This is a genomic window from Kitasatospora sp. NPDC053057, assembly GCF_044546945.1.
Lineage (GTDB): Bacteria > Actinomycetota > Actinomycetes > Streptomycetales > Streptomycetaceae > Kitasatospora.
This window is the reverse complement of sequence record NZ_JBITZP010000019.1, coordinates 68,358-86,299: the sequence shown is the minus strand read 5'-3', so window position 1 is coordinate 86,299 and position 17,942 is coordinate 68,358. Positions and strand designations below refer to the sequence as shown.

Below are 17,942 nucleotides of genomic sequence, written 5' to 3'. Positions count from 1 at the left end.
GGTCACCGAAGCCGGCACCACCTCGCCCAGGTCCACCAGCTCGAAGGCGCTGTCATCCAGCACCAGGTTGTCGAAGTCCTCCATGTCTTTCACCTCCTTCGCCTGTCTCGTGCGGGGCACGTGCGTCGCGGTGTCAAGCACCGGATCAGGTGCAGGAGCAGCACGGGCAGCAGCAGCAGCAGCTGCTGGCGCCACCGGAAGCGGACAGCTCCGTGAGGCCGTAGCCGGCGGTCACCGAAGCCGGCACCACCTCGCCCAGGTCCACCAGCTCGAAGGCGCTGTCATCCAGCACCAGGTTGTCGAAGTCCTCCATGTCTTTCACCTCCCTTCTCGTCGTCAGGTCGATGCGCCCACAACCACATCGGGGCAGCACCGACGATCAGAGTGCTTTCACCTCCGGCAGGACCTGGTCGCAGAAGAGCTCCAGGGTCTGCCGAGCTTCGGGGAGCGGCATCGCGCCGAAATCGACCTGCCACAGGATCTGGTCGACGCCGCCGATGTGGTCGTTGAACGAACGGATGCGGTCGATGACCGTGGCCGGCGATCCGACGATCGCGCCGCCTTCGGTGTAGAGCTTGTTGGGCTGCAAGTTGCGCAGCATCCAGCCGAACCCGGAGTAGCCGCGGTAGGCGGAGGACTCCCTCCGGTCCCACGGGCTCACGGCTTCCGCCCACACGTCCAGGTAGCGACGCAGGTAGGTCTCGGCGATCTCGGTCGCGCGCTCGTCGGTCTCCGCGACCACCAGCGGCAGGCTGGCCATGACCCGGGGCCGCAGTTCGGAACCGCCGTGCGCCGCCTGGAAGGCGTCGCGGTAGAGGGTCAGCTGGTCACGGAACTCGTGGGGCGAGATCATCGGCGTGATCAGGAGCCCCAGCCCCTCGGTGCCCAGCCAGGTGAAGCTTTCCGGTGTGCGCACCGCGGCCCCCCACATCGGCGGGTGCGGCTGCTGGGTGGGCCGCGGCAGTCCGGTCACGTCGCGGTAGGAGAAGAACGGCGTCTCTTCGCTGACCTTCTCCTCCGTCCAGATCCGCCGTACCGCGCGGATGGTCTCGCGGTACCGGTCGACGCTCTCGTCCATCTCCACGCCCAGCGCGTCGAACTCGTCCGGCAGGTACGCCCGGGCGAACCCCACGTCGAGCCGGCCACCGCTGATCGCGTCCACCTGGGCGGCTTCCGCCGCCAACTGGATCGGGTGGTGGAAGACCGGGAGGACGCATCCGGTGATGAGCCTGACCGAGCTCGTCCGAGCGGCCACCGCGGAGAGGAAACCCAGCGGGCTGGGGCAGTAACCGCCGTAGTGGTGGAGATAGTGCTCGGTCATCTTCACCGAATCCAGACCACCCGCCTCCGCCTGGACCGACAACTCCAGCGCGTCGCTGAAATAGGTCTGCGGAGATTTCGTCTCCGGGGTGCAGTCAGGAAGAAAAGAAAGCCCGAAGCGCACCGATACCACACTCCCTATAACAGCCGAATTTCCACCAGATGAATCCCGGGGGTTCGTCACCCGAGCACTCCGGGGCCTGTCGGCACACCACCGGGTGTTTCGCCGCTGACGCTACATCGGGTCACCAGGGCCGTCAATAACGACCAGGATTCGGGGCCCGAACTCAAATAAAGCTCAAATCTTCCCGGTATCCTCGGAGATACCTAAGGTGCTGGGAGTGCGTTATTGACGCCGTTGCACGGCGCTGGAAATGTTGGCATCCGTTGGCACCCTATTTAGCCGGGGCGTTGCGCCCGGGTGAACGGCGCCGGAAAGCGGAACCCGGGCGATGTCGTGCGCGCGGGTGTCGCGGTGTTGTGCGCGGTCCTGAAGGGCACGTGGAAGTGCCGCTTCGGCGTACAAAATGTCCATCTTGCCCGACTCCGCCTGGATGTGTAGTCATGACCTCCACCATCGACACCAACGACGTCGCCGCCGGAGTCGCCAACGCCGGCAGGAAGTCGACGCAGACGCCCGACCAGCGGAAGGTCGTCCAGCTCGTCGAGTTCACCGCGATGCAGGGGGTCCGTTACAGCGTCACCCTCGGGTACCTCAAGGCCACCGCGATCGCCGACCCTGCCCTCGACGCGGCCTGCGACTTCCGGATCAGCGTGCGCGAGCAGAGCGGCGGGGAGCAGGCGACGAAGGAACTGCTCGACACCTGGGACGAGCCGTTCGCCGTCGCGCTGACCGTGTTCTTCTGGAACCGCGCCCAGTCCCTGGAGCTGGCCCGCCAGGTGAAGGAGCGCTGGCCGAACTGCCGCGTCGTGGTCGGGGGCAACGACGTCAGCTACCAGCAGGAACCGCTGTTCGCCGAGGCGCCCTGGTTGGACGTGCTGGTGCACGGCGAGGGCGAACTGCGGTTCCGCGACCTGCTGCACGCCTTCCTGGCCGACGGGGACCTCGACGCGATCCCCGGCATCAGCCACTGGCGGGACGGTGTCGTCGTCACCAATCCGGACGCGGACCGCATCACCGACCTCGACCAGGTCGTCTCGCCGATCCTCACCCCGGTGTACTCCGACGAGGAGATCACCGGCTCGTCCATGATCGTCTACGAGACCAACCGGGGCTGCCCCTACGGGTGCGCGTTCTGCTACTGGGGAGGCGCGACCAACTCCAAGGTCCGCCAGTTCGACCTGGGGCGGATCTTCGCCGAGCTGGACCGGCTGATCCGGCTGATGCCCATGGACGCCACGCTGTTCATCGCGGACGCGAACTTCGGCATCCTCGCCCGCGACCGGCAGATCGCCGAACACATCGTGGAACTCAGCCGGCGCTACGGCAAGCGACTGATCGTCAGCACCAACTGGGCGAAGAACGGCAACGAGCGCATCGTGGAGATCGCGAGCATGCTGCACGCCGCCGAGCTGACCGGAGCGATCACGTTGTCCGCGCAGTCCTTCGACGCGGACGTGCTGAAGATCGCCAACCGCGCCAACATCCGCACCGACCACTACCGCCGGCTGCTGGCCCGCTTCCGCGAACTCGACGTGCCCACCTACACCGACCTGATCTGGGGCCTGCCCGGTGAGACCTTCGACAAGTACCTCAACGGGATCGAGGAGGTGTTGACCGCAGGCGGATCCCCGGTGATCTACCCGCTGCTGCTGCTGAACAACACCGACTACTCGCGCGAGTCCTTCAAGGACGAGCAGGGGTTGCGGACCCGCTGGATGCCCGCCGACATCACCAATCCCGAACTCATCGCCGACGTGGTCGTCGAGCACAGCGCCATGACCGCCGAGGAGTGGGTGCGGGGCATGGAGTTCCGGGTGTCCATGACGCTGTTCCAGAAGATCCTGCTGCGCTGCGCGCTCCGCGTCCTCCACGCGACCACGGGCGTCCGCATGGTCGAGCTGTGCCGGCAGCTGTGGTCGTTCCTGCTGGACGACTGCGCCGACCCGTTCATGCGCGCCGTCGCCCGCGATGTCGCCGCCGTCTACCGGGATCCGTCAGCCCTGGACATGGGGCTGCTGAGGACGGTCATCGGCAACCAGGTCGTCGTGCCCGAGGAGGTGCACTACCAGGCCTTGCTGTGCCGCGCCGTACGCACCGAGCGCGCCACGGCGGACCTGCTCAACGCGGCGGTCGACCACCTGTGCACCTGGCTGGCCGGCTGCGGATTCGAGGTCGACCGCGTGCTGGTCGACAGTGCGCTGACCCTCGACATCGCGGCGACGACGATCCTGCGCGCGAGTCTGCGCGGCGAGCTCGTCGAGAAGGAGTTCGCCGTCCCGAGGCGGGGCTGGGACCTGCTCGTCGCCGCCGGTGACGTGCCGTCAAGCCTCGACACCGGCGATCAGGGGAATCTCGTGCGCGGCACGGTGTGGGCGCCGCCGCGCTGGGTCGACTACCCGATCAGCGTCTACGCGCTGTCCATCTGGCACGGCACCGGTCGGCCGCTGTACGACCTGCTGTTCGCGCTGCCCGACCGGTTGCCGGCCGTCGCGTGACCGTGGTGCACCAGCCGGGGTTCGGTCACGTCCGGGTCCGGGTCGGCCGGGATTGACAGCCCTTCGCTGACACGAACATCATGGGCACATCACGTGCATCACGTATCTTGCGCACATCACGTGCATCATGCGCATCACGCACATCACGCGCGGCCTGGGGTACCGCATCCCGCTCAAGGCCGCTGCTGTGTCCCGTGAACGTTGGGGGACCATGACCACCGAACGCCCTGTCCACTGCTCCGAAGCCAGCCGCTCGATCCTCGATCAGATCACTGACAAGTGGTCGATGACGGTCATGGCGGTCCTTGAGGAGCCCAGACGGTTCAACGAGATCAAGCGCCGCATCGAGGGCGTGACCCAGCGGGTCCTGACCCAGACTCTGCGCCGTCTGGAACGCAACGGGATGATCATGCGCCGGGTGCTGCCGACCTCGCCGGTCGGGGTCGAGTACTCCCTCACCAAGCTCGGCGAATCCCTGCGGGAACCGTTCGACCACCTGTGCGCCTGGACCGCCGCCAACACGGACGAGATCCGGGCGCACCAGATGGAGTACGACCGCCGGACGCACCGAGGCCGAAGCCAGAAGGCTTCCGCGCCAAGACAGTTGGAAGAGGCCGAGCGCGCCTGACGTGGCGACGGGCGGCTGGCTCGGACCCCCGGCCCCGCCATCACGTTGCACGGCCCGGCCCCCGTTCCCCGCAGCGCGTGTGACGGTGCGTCACCTCCGGCCACGGGTAATCGTCCTGAGGGCGGCCGTCACGCGGTGCTGCCTTCTGTTCGAACTGCCGGAGCTGTACCGGCTGTTCGGGGCGGGGTGGCTCCACCTGGGGGTGGATGGGGGTGGGGGCGGTGGTTCCACCCGGGGGTGGTGGTGAGGGGTCGGGGCGGCGGCGGAGGCTGGCGGCATGGGTTCTCTGCAATCGGCAACGGTCCTGCTGACCGATACGTGCGTTGCGATCTTCTGTGTGGCCTGGGTCGCGGGTGTTCTGTACTTCGCGGTGGTGGGTCGTGCCGGCTTCCGGGGGTGGCTGGGCGGGCTGCGCCGTTCGCTGCTCCGGCGGGTCCTGCTGGTCGTCGGGGTGTACGTGGTGTTCGCCCTGCTGGACCGTACTCAGGCCTTCTGGCGCCACTTGCGGTACTGGCAACCGGAACTCGCGCTGGTGGGCGCCGCGTTGGTGGTCGCCTCCACCGTGCTGCTGCTGTGGGCCCGTTGGGTCCTGGGCACGATGTGGGCCAGTGTTCCCGCCGTCCAGGAGCGGCACGAGCTGCGCACCGACGGCCCGTACGGGCTGGTTCGTCACCCCATCTACACCGGTCTGCTCGGTCTGATCGGCGGGGGGATGCTGGCTTGCGGCTTCGGGGTGTGGATCGCCTACCTGCTCGTCGCCGTTCCCTGGCTGCTGCTGAGGGTGCGGGCCGAGGACGGCATGATGGCCGGCCTGTTCGGCGTGGACTACGAGGGCTACCGGGCCCGGGTCCCGGCGCTGATCCCGCGCGGGTGGTCCCGCTCCGGTCCGACCGGGCCCTGACGGCACCCGGGCGCCGGGTGGTGATCTTGCGTGGCAGGGAGGTGGGGTGACTGCCAGGGCGTTCGATGCGGTGCTGTGTGATGTGGACGGCGTGATCCGGTTCTTCGACGGGGCCGAGGTGGCGGCGTTGGAGCGGGCGGCAGGGGGCGGGGCAGGAGGCGGGGCAGGCGGTGGGGCAGGTGGCGGGGCAGGAGGGCGCGGGTGAGGATCGGGGGGACCGTACGGACCCCTGAGAGTGGTGGGCACGGATGCCGGAGCAGATGGGGGAGACGCGGGCGGAGCTGTCGGCGCGGTTGAACTGGCTGCGGGCGGCCGTGCTGGGCGCCAATGACGGCGTGGTGTCGACGGCCGGGATCGTGACCGGGGTGGCGGGCGCGGCCGGGTCCCGTACGGCGCTGCTCGCGGCGGGGGTGGCGGGGCTGTTGGCGGGGGCGATGTCGATGGCGGCCGGTGAGTATGTGTCGGTCAGCACCCAACGGGACACCGAGCGGGCCGCGTTGGAGAAGGAGCAGCGCGAGCTGACCGAGGACCCCGAGGGCGAGCTCGACGAACTCACCGACTACTACCGGGACAGCGGGCTGGCCGCCGGCCTGGCCCGGGAGGTGGCGGCGGCGCTGACCGAACGGGACGCGCTGGCGGCCCACGCGCAGACCGAACTGGGCATCGACCCCGAGGCGTTGACCAATCCCTGGGCGGCGGCGCTGGCCAGCGCGGCCGCGTTCACGCTGGGCGCGCTGGTGCCGCTGCTGGCGGTGATGCTGCCGCCGGAGGCGTGGCGGCTGTGGTTGACGGTGGCCGCGGTGGTGCTCGCGCTGACCCTTTCGGGCTGGGCCAGCGCCCGGCTGGGCGGGGCCGGGCCTTGGCGGGCGGTGGTACGCAATGTCGCGGGCGGACTGCTGGCGATGGCGGTGACGTACAGCGGCGGCGTGCTGCTGGAGCACATCACCGGCTGAGACGCGTGGGGCGGATGCGCTCGGGAGGGAGGCGCGCGGGACGGAGGCGCTCGGGAGGCGGGCGCTCGCGCCCTGTGTTTGTGTGGCTGCAAACCGCTTGGGAGAGGTGAAGTGCCGTGACCATGCCCCCGTTCGGATCGAGCGACCCGTTCTCCGACCTGCTCAGCCGGTTCTTCGGGATGAGTCCGCTGGCCTCCCCGCCCGCCGTGCAGCGGGTGCCGATCGGGCGGTTGCTCAGTGAGTCCTCGCAGGAGCTGCTGGGGCTCGCCGCGCGGCGCGCGGCCGAGGACGGGAGCAGCGATCTCGACACCGCGCACCTGGCCTGGGCGGCCACCCGGGTGGAGCCCTCGCGGCGAATGCTGGAGCGGGCGGGCATCGACCCGGACCGGCTGTCCGACGACCTGGAGAACGCGCTGCCGTCGGGGAGCCCGTCCTCGCTGGACGGGCAGCCCGCGCTGACACCTTCGGCCAAGCGCGCGCTGCTCGCCGCGCACGCCCGTTCGCAGGCGGTCGGGGCCTCGTACATCGGCCCGGAGCACATCCTCGGCGCGCTGCTGGAGCAGGAACGTTCCGGCGCGGGGACGGCGCTGCGCAACGCGGCGCCCTCGCAGGAGGCGCTGAAGTCGGTGCTGGAGGGGCGCGGCACCGGCGGTGAGCGCAGCAGTGCGGGGGCGCATCCGAGCGAGACGCCGACACTGGACGAGTACGGGCAGGACCTCACCGAGGCGGCGCGCTCGGGCCGGCTGGACCCGGTGGTCGGGCGGGCCGAGGAGATCGAGCAGACCGTCGAGATCCTCTCCCGGCGGACCAAGAACAACCCGGTGCTGATCGGCGAGCCGGGCGTCGGCAAGACCGCGATCGTCGAGGGGCTGGCGCAGCGGATCGTCTCCGGGGACGTGCCGCAGAGCCTCAAGGACAAGCGGGTGGTCACCCTCGACCTGACCGCCCTGGTGGCCGGTTCCAAGTACCGGGGCGAGTTCGAAGAGCGGCTGAAGAGCGTGATCGACGAGGTCACGGCGGCCGAGAAGAGCGTGATCCTGTTCCTGGACGAGCTGCACACCGTGGTCGGCGCGGGCGGTGGCGGCGAGGGCTCGATGGACGCCGGCAACATCCTCAAACCGGCGCTGGCGCGCGGCGAGTTGAGCGTGGTCGGCGCGACCACGCTGGACGAGTACCGCAGGCACGTGGAGAAGGACGCCGCGCTGGAGCGCCGCTTCCAGCCGGTGCTGGTGCCGGAGCCGAGCGTCGAGGAGACGATCGAGATCCTCCAGGGGCTGCGCGACGCGTACGAGGCGCACCACCAGGTGCGGTTCGGCGACGAGGCGCTGGACGCGGCGGCGACGCTCTCCGACCGGTACGTCAGCGACCGCTTCCTGCCCGACAAGGCGATCGACCTGCTGGACCAGGCCGGTGCCCGGGTGCGGCTGCGCAGCCTGACCGGCTCCACCGCGGCGACCTCCGTGCAGGACCGGATCACCAAACTGAAGCGGGAGTTGGACGAGGCCGTGGCGGACGAGGAGTTCGTGCGGGCCGCCAATCTGAAGACCGAGCTGCGGCAGACCGAGGACGAGCTGGCGGCGATCGCCGAGTCCCGCGAGGAGGTCGTCGACGTGACGGCCGACGACATCGCTCAGGTGCTGTCCTCCCGGACCGGCATCCCGGTCGCGGAGCTGAACGCGACCGAGAAGGAGCGGCTGCTCAGGCTGGAGGAGCACCTGCACGAGAAGGTGGTCGGGCAGGACGAGGCGGTCACCGCCGTCGCCCAGGCGGTGCGCCGCGGCCGGGCCGGGATGGGGGACCCGGAGCGGCCGACCGGCTCCTTCCTCTTCCTCGGGCCGACCGGCGTCGGCAAGACCGAGCTGGCCAAGGCGCTGGCCGCGCTGCTGTTCGGCGACCCGGACCGGATGATCCGCTTCGACATGAGCGAGTTCCAGGAGAAGCACACCGTCTCCCGGCTGGTCGGCTCGCCGCCCGGCTACGTCGGCTACGAGGAGGCGGGGCAGCTGACCGAGGCGGTGCGCCGCAAGCCGTACAGCGTGCTGCTCTTCGACGAGGTGGAGAAGGCGCACCCGGACGTCTTCAACCTGCTGCTCCAGGTGTTGGACGACGGGCGGCTGACCGACTCCCAGGGGCGTACGGTCGACTTCCGCAACACCGTGGTGATCATGACCAGCAACATCGGGTCGCAGCGGATCCTGGACCGCTCGGGGAGCGTCGACCCCCGGAGCGGAGCTCCTGACCAGGCACTGCGGGACGACCTGATGCGTGACCTGCGCCAGCAGTTCCGGCCTGAGTTCCTCAACCGGATCGACGAGGTGATCGTCTTCCACGCGCTCACCCGCAAGGACCTGCTCTCCGTGGTCGACCTGCTGCTGGAGCGCAGCCGGCGGCGGCTGCGGGCGCAGGACGTGCAGCTGGACGTCACCGAAGCGGCCAAGGAGTTCCTGGTCAACCGCGGCTACCAGCCGGAGTTCGGGGCCCGGCCGCTGCGCCGGACGATCCAGTCCGAGCTGGACAACCGGATCTCCAACCTGCTGCTGGACGGCACCGTGCGGGAGGGGGACACGCTGATCGCGGACGTGAGCGACGGTGAGCTGGCGGTGACGCTGGCGCGGCCGGAGCCGTCGGCGACCTTCGAGCAGGCGGAGGAGCGGGCGCGGGCCGCCGCGGCCGCCGAGGGCTGAGCCTTCTCGTGCTGCCATCCCTCGTGCAGCCATCCGGTTCGGGCGTACTCCAGCGGGAGTACGCCCGAACGCCACTGGTGGAGGACGCGCGCGGGCGGGGCCGCGTAGTGGCGCAGGCCGCTGAATTGTCAGTGACGTGCTCTATGTTTGCCTCGGCAATCGAAGGGGGTGTTCCACGATGTTGTCCGGCCGCCGGTACCGGCTCGAACTCACGGCTGAGCAGGCCATGTTGTGCGAGGCGTTCGGTGACATCTGCCGGTCGGTGTGGAACACCGCGCTGGAGCAGCGCAGGGAGTACCGACGGCGTGGGGCGTGGATGAACTACGTGCCGCAGGCCGCGGAGCTAGCCGAGGCCAAGCGGGAGTTTCCGTGGCTGGCCGATGCGCCGTCCCACGTGTTGCAACAGACCCTCCGGGATCTGGACCGGGCGTGCCGGGAGCACGGCACCTTCCGAGTTCGATGGTGTTCCAAGGCCCGCTGGACGCCGTCGTTCCGGTTCCCGGCGGGGAACCTCATCACCGTCGAACGCCTCGGACGGAAGTGGGGCCGGGCGAAGCTCCCGAAGCTCGGCTGGGTTCGCTTCCGCTGGTCCCGGCCACTCGGTGGTGAGGTGCGCTCGGCAACTGTCATCCGCCAAGGACAGCACTGGTTCGTGTCGTTCCTGGTGGAGGATGGAAAGATCACGCCCGAGCGGCATGCGATGAACGGGCTGGAGGCGACCAGGAGGATCGCCGAGGACCCGGCGCTGTCCTCCGTACGGGTGGTCGTGCTGACCACCTTCGAGCTGGACGAGTACGTCTTCGAGGCGCTGCGCTTGGGTGCGGCGGGCTTCCTGGTCAAGGACACCGAGCCGGCCGACCTACTGCGGGCGGTGCTGGTGGAGGCCTTCGGGACGGTCGGTGGGCTGGGGCTCGGCGCCTTCCTCGGCTGGGCGCTGGTGAAGGCCTCGGACAGCGCCGGGACGGGATCGTTCGCGATACCGCCCGGGCAACTGGCCGTGGTGCTGCTGGCCGGACTGCTGGCGGGCGCGGTGGCCGGGCTCCGCCCGGCGGGCCGGGCGGCGCGGCTGGACGTACTGCGGGCGATCGCGACGGACTAGGCCTGTCCGACGGAGTGGGAGGGCGAAGCCGGGACAGAAGGGAGAGACCCCCGGGAGCCCCTTGGCTCAGGACCTCGCGGCCTGCGGGAACACCTCCCGCAGGAGCGGGTCTGGCAGGCCGCGCTTGCGCCACTCGCGTGGGTAGCCGAGCGAGACCTCCTCGAACGGGACGCCGTCGTAGCTGGTCTTGCGCGGGATGTGCAGGTGGCCGTAGATCATCGCGGCGGTGTTGAAGTGGCGGTGCCAGTCGGCGGTCAGTTCGGTGCCGCACCACTGGGCGAACTCGGGGTACCAGAGGACCTCGGTGGGGTGGCGGACCAGCGGATAGTGGTTGACCAGGACCAGCGGGACGTCCGGGTCGCAGGCCGCGAGCCGCTGCTCGGTCAGCCGGACGCGCTCGCGGCACCAGGAGTCGAGGTCCGGGAACGGGTCCGGGTGGAGCATCCGCTCGTCCGCGCAGACGATGCCGCTCTCGTAGGCGGCCGCCAGGGACTCCTCCTTGGTGGTCGTGCCCGGGGCACGGAAGGAGTAGTCGTACAGGAGGAAGAGCGGGGCGATCCGGACCGGTCCGCCGGCGCCCTGCCAGATCGGGTACGGGTCCTCGGGGGTGACGACGCCGAGAGCACGGCACAGTTCCACCAGGTGGTCGTAGCGGGCCACGCCGCGGAGCTGGACCGGGTCCTCGGGGTGGGTCCACAGCTCGTGGTTGCCGGGCGCCCACACCACGCGGGCGAAGCGTTCGGCGAGCAGGCCGAGCGCCCACTCGATGCTGGTGGTGAGTTCGGCGACGTCGCCGGCGACGAGCAGCCAGTCGTCGGGATGGGTGGGCTGGAGCTTCTCCACTAGATCGCGGTTCTCCTGGTAGGAGATGTGCAGATCGCTGACCGCGAGCAGTCGCCCGCCCCCGCCTGCCTCACCGCCCGCCTCACCGGGCGTCGACTGTGCGTCGCTGCGGATCTCGGTACTCACTCCTGCCCCCCTGGGTTCACCCGGCCGATGTGGCCACCCTACGTGGCGGGCGGGGGTCGCGGGCCGGGTTGACGCGATCAGCTGTTCGACCCGGGGCCGGGGAGCTGAGGGGAACTGAGGTCGGATCAGGAGCTGATGTCGATGAGCACACCGTGGGAGGTGGCGGTGGTGACGGCGAGGATGGCCAGCGAGGCGATGCCGAGGGCCAGCCCGAGGAAGGCGCGGCCGCGGCGGCTGGTGCCGCGGACCAGGGCCAGCGTGGCCAGGGTGATCGCGATCGGCCCCAGGACGATGTTGAAGAGCAGCAGGCCCGGGAGACCGAGGAGGAAGGAGGCGATGGCCAGGTTGTCGGCCTCGGCCGTGCGCTGGCGATTGGCGTCCCGGCGGTTGCTGACGGCGGGGTTGGTGACGGTGCTCATGGCGGTGATGGTCCTCTCAGCGGGAGTGGACGGGGGGCGGTGCCGGTGGCGAGGCGATCCGCCGGGGTCAGCGGCCCCGGGTCAGCGGTGCCGCAGGCGGGCGATGCCCTCGCGGGCGCCGAAGGCGAGCAGCCAGGCGGTGATGGCGGCGGAGGCGGCGAGGAACACCGGGAGGGGGAGGTGGGCGGCGGTGCCGATCAGGACTCCCATGGCGACCAGTGCGGAGAACAGGATCACGGCTGGCTCCTTCAGCTGCGGCTGCTGCTGCGCCGATTTCGGTTGACAAGTGTTCACTGACTTCGAGCCCCACTGTACGCCCGGCTGGCCAAGTTCGGCAAACAACTGTTTACTGAATGGCGTGAGTCACACCGTTGGGGCCAGACAGGCCCAGAAGCAGCAGAGTCGACGGGCCTTGCTGGACGCGGGGCTGCACCTGCTGGCCGATCAGAACCTGGCGAGCCTGGGCGTCCGCGAGGTCACCCGGGAGGCCGGGCTGTCCCCGGCGGCCTTCTACCGGCACTTCCCCGACCTGGCCGCGCTCGGCGTCGCGCTGGTCGAGGAGTCGCTGGCCAGCCTGCACGTCATGATCCGCTCGGTGCTCACCGAGGCCGGCGGTGCCGAGGAGCTGATTGACCGTGCGGTCGACGTGATCCGGCAACATGTCCGTGAACACCGGCCGCACGTGCGCTTCCTGGCGCGCGAGCGGCACGGCGGGGTCCGGCAGGTCCGCGAGGCGATCGACGCCGAGCTCGGCCGCTTCGCCGCGGAGGTCGGCTCCGCCCTGGCGCTCCAGCCGGTCTCGCGCGGCTGGAGCGAGCAGGACCTGCGGATGCTCGCCGAGTTGTACGTGGACCACATGGTGTCGACGGCCTCCGCCTTCCTGGAGGCCCAGGAGGCGGACCCCGCCCGTGAGCAGCGGATCGCCGCCACCGCTCGGCTGCAGCTGCGCCTGATCAGCCTCGGTCGGCGCCATTGGCAGGGGAGTTGAGCGTACAGGTCGGCCGGAAGCCCTGACGGTGGTCGGCCGCTTGCCTTAGTGTGCCGATTGGCCGCTCGGTCAGGGCGGACCTCTTGACATATGGTCATGTCCACGACAATTTTGGGAGACCCCCACACCGAGAGGTCTCTCATGAAGAAGCCGCTCATAGGCATGCTCACCGCGGTCCTGGTCGCCGGAGCCACCGCACTGACCGGAGCTGCCCCGGCTCAGGCCGCCAGCGCAACCACTGCCACCGCAACTGCCGCCACCGCGAAGGTCGCCAGGGTCGCCGCCGTACCGGACAAGGCCGCCCGCCCCCTCGACGCCGTCGACTTCAGCGGCACCGTGGCGCTCAGCAACTGCTCCGGCTCGCTGGTCCGGATGCCAGGTTCGGTCGGCAGCGACCTCGGACTGGTGCTCACCAACGGCCACTGCCTGGAGACCGGCATGCCGCGCCCCGGCCAGGTGATCGTCAACCAGCCGTCCAGCCGCACCTTCACCCTGCTCGACGGCTCCGCCAATGAGGTCGGCACGCTGAACGCCACCAAGGTGGTCTACAGCGCGATGACCGGCACCGACGTGACGATCTACCAGCTCGACTCCAGCTACGACACGATCCAGGCCCAGACCGGGATCTCCCCGCTGACCGTCTCCGGCGACCACCCCGTGCAGGGCACCGACATCCGGGTGGTCTCCGGCTACTGGAAGCAGATCTACTCCTGCTCGGTCGACGGCTTCGCCTACCAACTCAAGGAAGCCGACTGGACCTTCAACGACTCGGTCCGCTACACCTCGGGCTGCAACGTGATCGGCGGCACCTCCGGCTCGCCGGTCGTCGACGCGAACACCGGCCTGGTCGTCGCCGTCAACAACACGATCAACGAGAACGGCGAGTCCTGCACCCTCGACAACCCGTGTGAGGTCGACCAGTCCGGCGCGGTGACGGTGCACCAGGGCATCGGATACGCCCAGGAGACCTACATCATCCCGGCCTGCTTCTCCGCCGGGAACACTTTCGACCTCACCCTCCCGGGCTGCACGCTGGCCCGCCCGTAACCTGCTCCCCCCGTAAGCCTGCTCCGCCCGTGAGCACGACCCGCCCGCGGGCACCGACCCGCCCGCGGGCACCGACCCGCCCGCGGGCTCCGACCCGCCCGTGAGCCCTGGCCCGCCCGCACCGCACCCCTTCAGCGGGCGGCCACCCGAGCAGCCGACGGAACCGAGGCAACCCCACTGACCAGCACCTTCCCCCGATGGGCCACCCGCCACCAGGTGGGTGGCCCATTCGGCCGTCCCCGGGCGGCCGCCGCACCACCCGCACCGCAGTGTGATGCCGACGAGGCAGCTGTCATGTCCGTTTACCAGATGGAGAGTTGATGACAACCAAGCTGAAGAGGCTGTTGGTTTCCGTCCTGCTGATACCGGTGTTCGCGATCACCGGCCTGGCCACCCCGGCCGCGGCCGCCGTCGGCCAGGGGAGCGAGGCGGCCGCGGCCGCGCACGGCCGGAGCCCCGCCGACGATCCGAACGCCGACATCAAGGACCGACTGGCGGCGATCCCCGGGGTGACGATCACCGAGGAGCAGCCCACCACCACCGGCCACCGCTACTTCCTGGCCACCTACACCCAGCCGATCGACCACTTCCGCCCCTGGCTGGGCACCTTCCAGCAGCGCTTCAGCGTGCTGCACCGCGGCTACGACCGCCCGACCGTCTTCTACACCAACGGCTACACGCTGGGCACCACCCCGTCCCGCACCGAGCCGACCCGGCTGGTGGACGGCAACCAGGTCTCCATCGAGTACCGCTTCTTCACCCCCTCCCGCCCCGAGCCGGCCGACTGGTCCAAGGCGGGCATCCGCCAGCAAGCCGCCGACTCGCACAAGCTGGTGACCGCGCTCAAGCGGATCTACCAGCAGGAGTGGCTCTCCACCGGCGCCAGCAAGGGCGGCATGTCCTCCACCTTCTACCGCCGGTTCTACCCGGACGACGTGGCGGGCACGATCGCCTACGTCGCGCCGAACAACACCGACGTCAGCGACTACTCGGCCTACACCGACTTCTTCCGCAACGTCGGCACCCCCGAGTGCCGCGCCAAGCTGAACGCCGCCCAGCGCGAGCTGCTGGTGCGCCGCGACCGCCTGGAGCCCCGCTACATCGCCGACAACAAGGCGGCGGGCTCCACCTTCAACACCCTCGGCACCCCGGACCGCGCCTACGAGGCCGGCGTGCTCGACGTGGTCTGGGCGTTCTGGCAGTACAGCCTGGAGTCGGACTGCGCCAAGGTCCCGGTGGCCGCCACCGCGACCGACGACGAGCTGTACGCCTGGTACGACGCGCAGTCGGGCATCACCGGCAACAGCGACCAGTCGCTGGCGAAGTACACCGCGTACTACTACCAGGCCGCGACCGAGCTGGGTGCGCCGTTCTTCGACGTCTCGTACCTGCAGGACCAGCTGCACTACGACTACAAGGAGCTCTACTCGGCCCGCTCCTACGTGCCGAAGGAGATCCCGACCGTCTTCAACCCGTACGCGATGCCCGACATCGACCGCTGGGTGAAGCGCGAGGGCGAGCGGATCATGTTCGTCTACGGCGGCAACGACCCCTGGGGTGCCAAGCCGTTCCACCTCGGCTGGGGCAGCGACGACAGCTACGTCTACGTCGTGCCCGGCGGCAACCACGGCTCCAACATCGGCAAGCTGCCGGCCGAGCAGTCGGCGGAGGCCACCGCCAAGGTGCTGGAGTGGGCCGGTCTGGGTGACCAGGCCGCCGCCCGCTCGCTCGCCAAGTCGCCGCAGGCGGGGGCACCCTTCGGCCCGCTCGACGTCGAGGGCCAGCGGCTGGAGCAGGAGCGCCGCCCGCTGTAACCCTCGGTAGCAGTCCCGCAGAACCAGGAGGCCGCCCCGCCCGGGGCGGCCTCTCGTCGTTCGGGCCGGGCGCCGCAGCCGCCGGCACCAGGGCGACCGCGCCGACCCCGCCTACCGACGCACCCCCGCCGACCCCCGCCGATCCAGCCGACCCTGCCAACCCCGCCGATCCGGCCCCCTCCCCGAAGCACTGAATCAGTGCTTCAATACTTCCATGGCCTACCGACGCACCCCCGCCGTCCAAGCCCGCCTGGACGCCCAGCGCGAGGCGGTGCTGCAGTCGGCGGTGGGCCTGCTCGCCGAGCGCGGCTACGGCGACTGCACCATGGCCGCCGTGGCGGACCGCGCCGGGATCGCCACCGGCAGCCTCTACCAGCACTTCGCCAACAAGGCCGAACTGTCGGTGGAGCTGTTCCGCCGGGTGGTCACCCGCGAGATCGCCGCCGTGAACGCCGCCGTCGCCCGCCGGGACGCTCCGCAGCAGCGGATCGCCGCCGTGGTGGAGACCTTCGCCGCCCGCGCCCTGCGCGCCCCCCGGCTGGCCTACGCGCTGCTGGTCGAGCCCGCCGACGCGGTGGTGGACGGCGAGCGCCTGGTCTTCCGGCGGGCGTTCCGGGACGTGATCGCCACCGAGATCGCCGCCGCCGTGGCGGCCGGCGAACTCCCCGAGCAGGATCCGGTGCTGACCGCCGCCGCCCTGGTTGGCGCGGTCGGCGAGGCACTGGCCGGCCCGCTCGCGGCCGAACCCTCCGATCCCGGGCGGGCCACGGAGGTGGTCCCCGCCCTGGTCTCCTTCACCCTGCGTGCCCTGGGAGGACGCGATGACAGCGACGCATGAGGTCACCAACCAGGTGCCCCTGCCGTACGGCCACGACACCGCCGCCGACCCGACCCTGCTCGCCGCCCTGCAGCGGGCCGGCGCGGGCTGGGCCGAGCCCGAACTGCGCGAACTCGGCCGCCTGGCGGGCTCCGAGCAGGCCGCCGAGTGGGGCCGGCTGGCCAACGAGAACCCGCCGGTGCTGCGCACCCACGACCGCTTCGGCCACCGGATCGACGAGGTCGAGTTCCACCCGTACTGGCACGAGCTGATGCGCACCGCCGTCTCGTACGGCCTGCACGCCGCGCCCTGGCGGGACGAGCGGCCCGGTGCCCACTCCGCCCGCGCCGCCAAGTTCTTCGTCTGGGGCCAGGTCGAGGCCGGCCACACCTGTCCGATCTCGATGACCTACGCCGCCGTCCCCGCCCTGCGCCAGAACGCCTCCCTGGCCGCCGAGTTGGAGCCGCTGCTGGCCGCCACCGAGTACGACTTCGGGCTGCGCGAGCCGCGCACCAAGCGCGGGCTGATCGCCGGCATGTCGATGACCGAGAAGCAGGGCGGCTCGGACGTCCGCACCAACACCACCGCCGCCGCGCCGCACGCCGACGGCACCTACCGGCTCACCGGCCACAAGTGGTTCACCTCGGCGCCGATGTCCGACCTCTTCCTGACCCTCGCCCAGGCCCCCGGCGGGCTCAGCTGCTTCGTGCTGCCGCGCATCCTCCCGGACGGCAGCCGCAACCGGCTGCACCTGATGCGGCTCAAGGACAAGCTCGGCAACAAGTCCAACGCCTCCGCCGAGCTGGAGTACGACGGCGCGGTCGGCTGGCTGGTCGGCGAGGAGGGCCGGGGCGTGCCGACCATCATCGAGATGGTCAACATGACCCGCCTGGACTGCACCATCGGCGCCGCCTCCGGCATGCGCTACGGCGCCACCAGGGCCGTCCACCATGCCCTGTACCGGCGGGCGTTCGGCAGGGCGCTGGTCGACCAGCCGCTGATGCGCAACGTGCTGGCCGACCTGGTGGTGGAGTCCGAGGCGGCCACCGCCGTCGCGATGCGGCTCGCCCAGGCCACCGACCTCGCCCTCGCCGGGGACGAAACCGAGACGCTGGTACGGCGGTTGGGCCTGGCGGTGGCCAAGTACTGGGTGTGCAAGCGCGGCCCGGCGCACTCCGCCGAGGCGCTGGAGTGTCTGGGCGGCAACGGCTACGTCGAGGAGTCCGGGATGCCCCGGCTCTACCGGGAGGCGCCGCTGGTGTCGATCTGGGAGGGCTCCGGCAACGTCGCCGCCCTGGACGCCCTGCGCGCCATGGCCAAGCGCCCGGAGACGATCGAGGCCTTCCTCGGCGAGCTCGACGCGGCCGCCGGCGCGGACCGCCGACTGGACGCGGCCGTCGCCGAACTGCGCAAGCAGCTCAGCGACTTGACCGATCTGGAGTACCGCACCCGGCGACTGGTCGAGTCGATGGCGCTGGCCTTCCAGGGTTCGCTGCTGGTCCGGTACGGCAGCCCGGCGGTGGCCGACGCCTTCTGCGCCAGCCGGCTCGGCGGCGACCACGGTGCCGCCTACGGCACCCTGCCGCCCGGCGTCGACGCCGGGGAGATCATCGACCGCGCCCGCCCGGTGCCCGCATGAGCGAGCGGAGCGAGCGAGTCATCAGGAGGTGCGCGTGGGCGCATG

The 17,942-nt window shown here is 70.6% G+C and carries 15 protein-coding genes and 3 pseudogenes; 13 read left to right on the top strand and 5 right to left on the bottom strand.

The genetic code is table 11. From position 1 onward, the window contains the following. Nucleotides 1-145 precede the first annotated feature (145 nt). Complete coding sequence (locus ACIG5E_RS21135) at nucleotides 146-313, bottom strand: thiomuracin/GE37468 family thiazolyl RiPP peptide (protein ID WP_396535446.1); 168 nt, start codon at nucleotides 311-313, stop codon at nucleotides 146-148. Nucleotides 314-379: 66 nt separating this feature from the next. Continuing rightward, nucleotides 380-1,444, bottom strand: a complete 1,065-nt coding sequence (locus ACIG5E_RS21130) for an LLM class flavin-dependent oxidoreductase (protein WP_396535444.1) — start codon at nucleotides 1,442-1,444, stop codon at nucleotides 380-382. Between the two features lie 440 nt (nucleotides 1,445-1,884). On the opposite strand from ACIG5E_RS21130, the gene ACIG5E_RS21125 reads away from it, so the two are divergent. The 8 genes and pseudogenes from ACIG5E_RS21125 to ACIG5E_RS21090 form a co-directional block, all read left to right on the top strand. Then, nucleotides 1,885-3,939 carry a radical SAM protein gene (locus ACIG5E_RS21125; RefSeq protein WP_396535442.1) on the top strand — a complete coding sequence of 685 codons (2,055 nt, stop codon included), beginning with the start codon at nucleotides 1,885-1,887 and terminating at the stop codon, nucleotides 3,937-3,939. Between the two features lie 127 nt (nucleotides 3,940-4,066). Continuing rightward, entirely contained in the window at nucleotides 4,067-4,567 is a 501-nt protein-coding gene (locus tag ACIG5E_RS21120; RefSeq protein WP_396535440.1) for a winged helix-turn-helix transcriptional regulator, read from the top strand. Nucleotides 4,568-4,904: 337 nt separating this feature from the next. Continuing rightward, nucleotides 4,905-5,468, top strand: coding sequence for a methyltransferase family protein (locus ACIG5E_RS21115; protein WP_396535438.1), 564 nt, complete (start codon nucleotides 4,905-4,907; stop codon nucleotides 5,466-5,468). Between the two features lie 248 nt (nucleotides 5,469-5,716). Continuing rightward, nucleotides 5,717-6,421, top strand: coding sequence for a VIT family protein (locus ACIG5E_RS21110; RefSeq protein ID WP_396535436.1), 705 nt, complete (start codon nucleotides 5,717-5,719; stop codon nucleotides 6,419-6,421). A gap of 122 nt (nucleotides 6,422-6,543) precedes the next feature. Further along, nucleotides 6,544-9,105: an ATP-dependent Clp protease ATP-binding subunit gene (locus ACIG5E_RS21105; RefSeq protein ID WP_396535570.1), complete on the top strand. Its 2,562-nt coding sequence runs from the start codon at nucleotides 6,544-6,546 to the stop codon at nucleotides 9,103-9,105. A gap of 178 nt (nucleotides 9,106-9,283) precedes the next feature. Further along, nucleotides 9,284-9,400 (top strand): annotated as a pseudogene (locus tag ACIG5E_RS21100) (helix-turn-helix domain-containing protein); the annotation flags it as partial. Nucleotides 9,401-9,805: 405 nt separating this feature from the next. Continuing rightward, nucleotides 9,806-9,997, top strand: a pseudogene (locus ACIG5E_RS21095) (response regulator); the annotation flags it as partial. Then, nucleotides 9,974-10,204: pseudogene (locus ACIG5E_RS21090) on the top strand (hypothetical protein); the annotation flags it as partial. The pseudogenes ACIG5E_RS21095 and ACIG5E_RS21090, both read left to right, overlap by 24 nt. Before the next feature lie 66 nt (nucleotides 10,205-10,270). Here ACIG5E_RS21090 and ACIG5E_RS21085 read toward each other — a convergent pair. The 3 genes from ACIG5E_RS21085 to ACIG5E_RS21075 all read right to left on the bottom strand — a co-directional run bounded on the left by ACIG5E_RS21085 (nucleotide 10,271) and on the right by ACIG5E_RS21075 (nucleotide 11,829). Continuing rightward, on the bottom strand, nucleotides 10,271-11,161 hold the full coding sequence (locus tag ACIG5E_RS21085) for a metallophosphoesterase family protein (protein WP_396535568.1): 891 nt from the start codon (nucleotides 11,159-11,161) through the stop codon (nucleotides 10,271-10,273). A gap of 137 nt (nucleotides 11,162-11,298) precedes the next feature. Then, entirely contained in the window at nucleotides 11,299-11,592 is a 294-nt protein-coding gene (locus ACIG5E_RS21080) for a DUF4190 domain-containing protein (protein WP_396535434.1), read from the bottom strand. 81 nt (nucleotides 11,593-11,673) lie between these two features. Continuing rightward, complete coding sequence (locus tag ACIG5E_RS21075; RefSeq protein WP_270151505.1) at nucleotides 11,674-11,829, bottom strand: hypothetical protein; 156 nt, start codon at nucleotides 11,827-11,829, stop codon at nucleotides 11,674-11,676. 121 nt (nucleotides 11,830-11,950) lie between these two features. Here ACIG5E_RS21075 and ACIG5E_RS21070 point away from each other — a divergent pair, with 121 nt between their 5' ends. From ACIG5E_RS21070 to ACIG5E_RS21050, 5 genes are all read left to right on the top strand, one after another. Further along, nucleotides 11,951-12,580: a TetR family transcriptional regulator gene (locus tag ACIG5E_RS21070; RefSeq protein WP_396535432.1), complete on the top strand. Its 630-nt coding sequence runs from the start codon at nucleotides 11,951-11,953 to the stop codon at nucleotides 12,578-12,580. Between the two features lie 141 nt (nucleotides 12,581-12,721). After that, nucleotides 12,722-13,627, top strand: a complete 906-nt coding sequence (locus ACIG5E_RS21065; RefSeq protein ID WP_396535430.1) for a serine protease — start codon at nucleotides 12,722-12,724, stop codon at nucleotides 13,625-13,627. A gap of 320 nt (nucleotides 13,628-13,947) precedes the next feature. Beyond that, nucleotides 13,948-15,441, top strand: a complete 1,494-nt coding sequence (locus tag ACIG5E_RS21060; RefSeq protein WP_396535428.1) for a S28 family serine protease — start codon at nucleotides 13,948-13,950, stop codon at nucleotides 15,439-15,441. Nucleotides 15,442-15,655: 214 nt separating this feature from the next. Next, on the top strand, nucleotides 15,656-16,279 hold the full coding sequence (locus ACIG5E_RS21055) for a TetR/AcrR family transcriptional regulator (RefSeq protein ID WP_396535426.1): 624 nt from the start codon (nucleotides 15,656-15,658) through the stop codon (nucleotides 16,277-16,279). Next, nucleotides 16,263-17,897 carry an acyl-CoA dehydrogenase family protein gene (locus ACIG5E_RS21050; RefSeq protein ID WP_396535424.1) on the top strand — a complete coding sequence of 545 codons (1,635 nt, stop codon included), beginning with the start codon at nucleotides 16,263-16,265 and terminating at the stop codon, nucleotides 17,895-17,897. The genes ACIG5E_RS21055 and ACIG5E_RS21050 overlap by 17 nt, the downstream gene beginning before the upstream one ends. The last annotated feature ends 45 nt before the right edge of the window (nucleotides 17,898-17,942 follow it).

Excerpts from the sequence above, each read along its gene's own strand:
- ACIG5E_RS21135 (WP_396535446.1), bottom strand. The coding sequence starts at position 313 with ATGGAGGACTTCGACAACCTGGTGCTGGATGACAGCGCCTTCGAGCTG.
- ACIG5E_RS21125 (WP_396535442.1), top strand. The coding sequence starts at position 1,885 with ATGACCTCCACCATCGACACCAACGACGTCGCCGCCGGAGTCGCCAAC.
- ACIG5E_RS21120 (WP_396535440.1), top strand. The coding sequence starts at position 4,067 with ATGCGCATCACGCACATCACGCGCGGCCTGGGGTACCGCATCCCGCTC.
- ACIG5E_RS21110 (WP_396535436.1), top strand. The coding sequence starts at position 5,717 with ATGCCGGAGCAGATGGGGGAGACGCGGGCGGAGCTGTCGGCGCGGTTG.
- ACIG5E_RS21105 (WP_396535570.1), top strand. The coding sequence starts at position 6,544 with ATGCCCCCGTTCGGATCGAGCGACCCGTTCTCCGACCTGCTCAGCCGG.
- ACIG5E_RS21080 (WP_396535434.1), bottom strand. The coding sequence starts at position 11,592 with ATGAGCACCGTCACCAACCCCGCCGTCAGCAACCGCCGGGACGCCAAT.
- ACIG5E_RS21065 (WP_396535430.1), top strand. The coding sequence starts at position 12,722 with ATGAAGAAGCCGCTCATAGGCATGCTCACCGCGGTCCTGGTCGCCGGA.
- ACIG5E_RS21060 (WP_396535428.1), top strand. The coding sequence starts at position 13,948 with ATGACAACCAAGCTGAAGAGGCTGTTGGTTTCCGTCCTGCTGATACCG.
- ACIG5E_RS21055 (WP_396535426.1), top strand. The coding sequence starts at position 15,656 with ATGGCCTACCGACGCACCCCCGCCGTCCAAGCCCGCCTGGACGCCCAG.
- ACIG5E_RS21050 (WP_396535424.1), top strand. The coding sequence starts at position 16,263 with ATGACAGCGACGCATGAGGTCACCAACCAGGTGCCCCTGCCGTACGGC.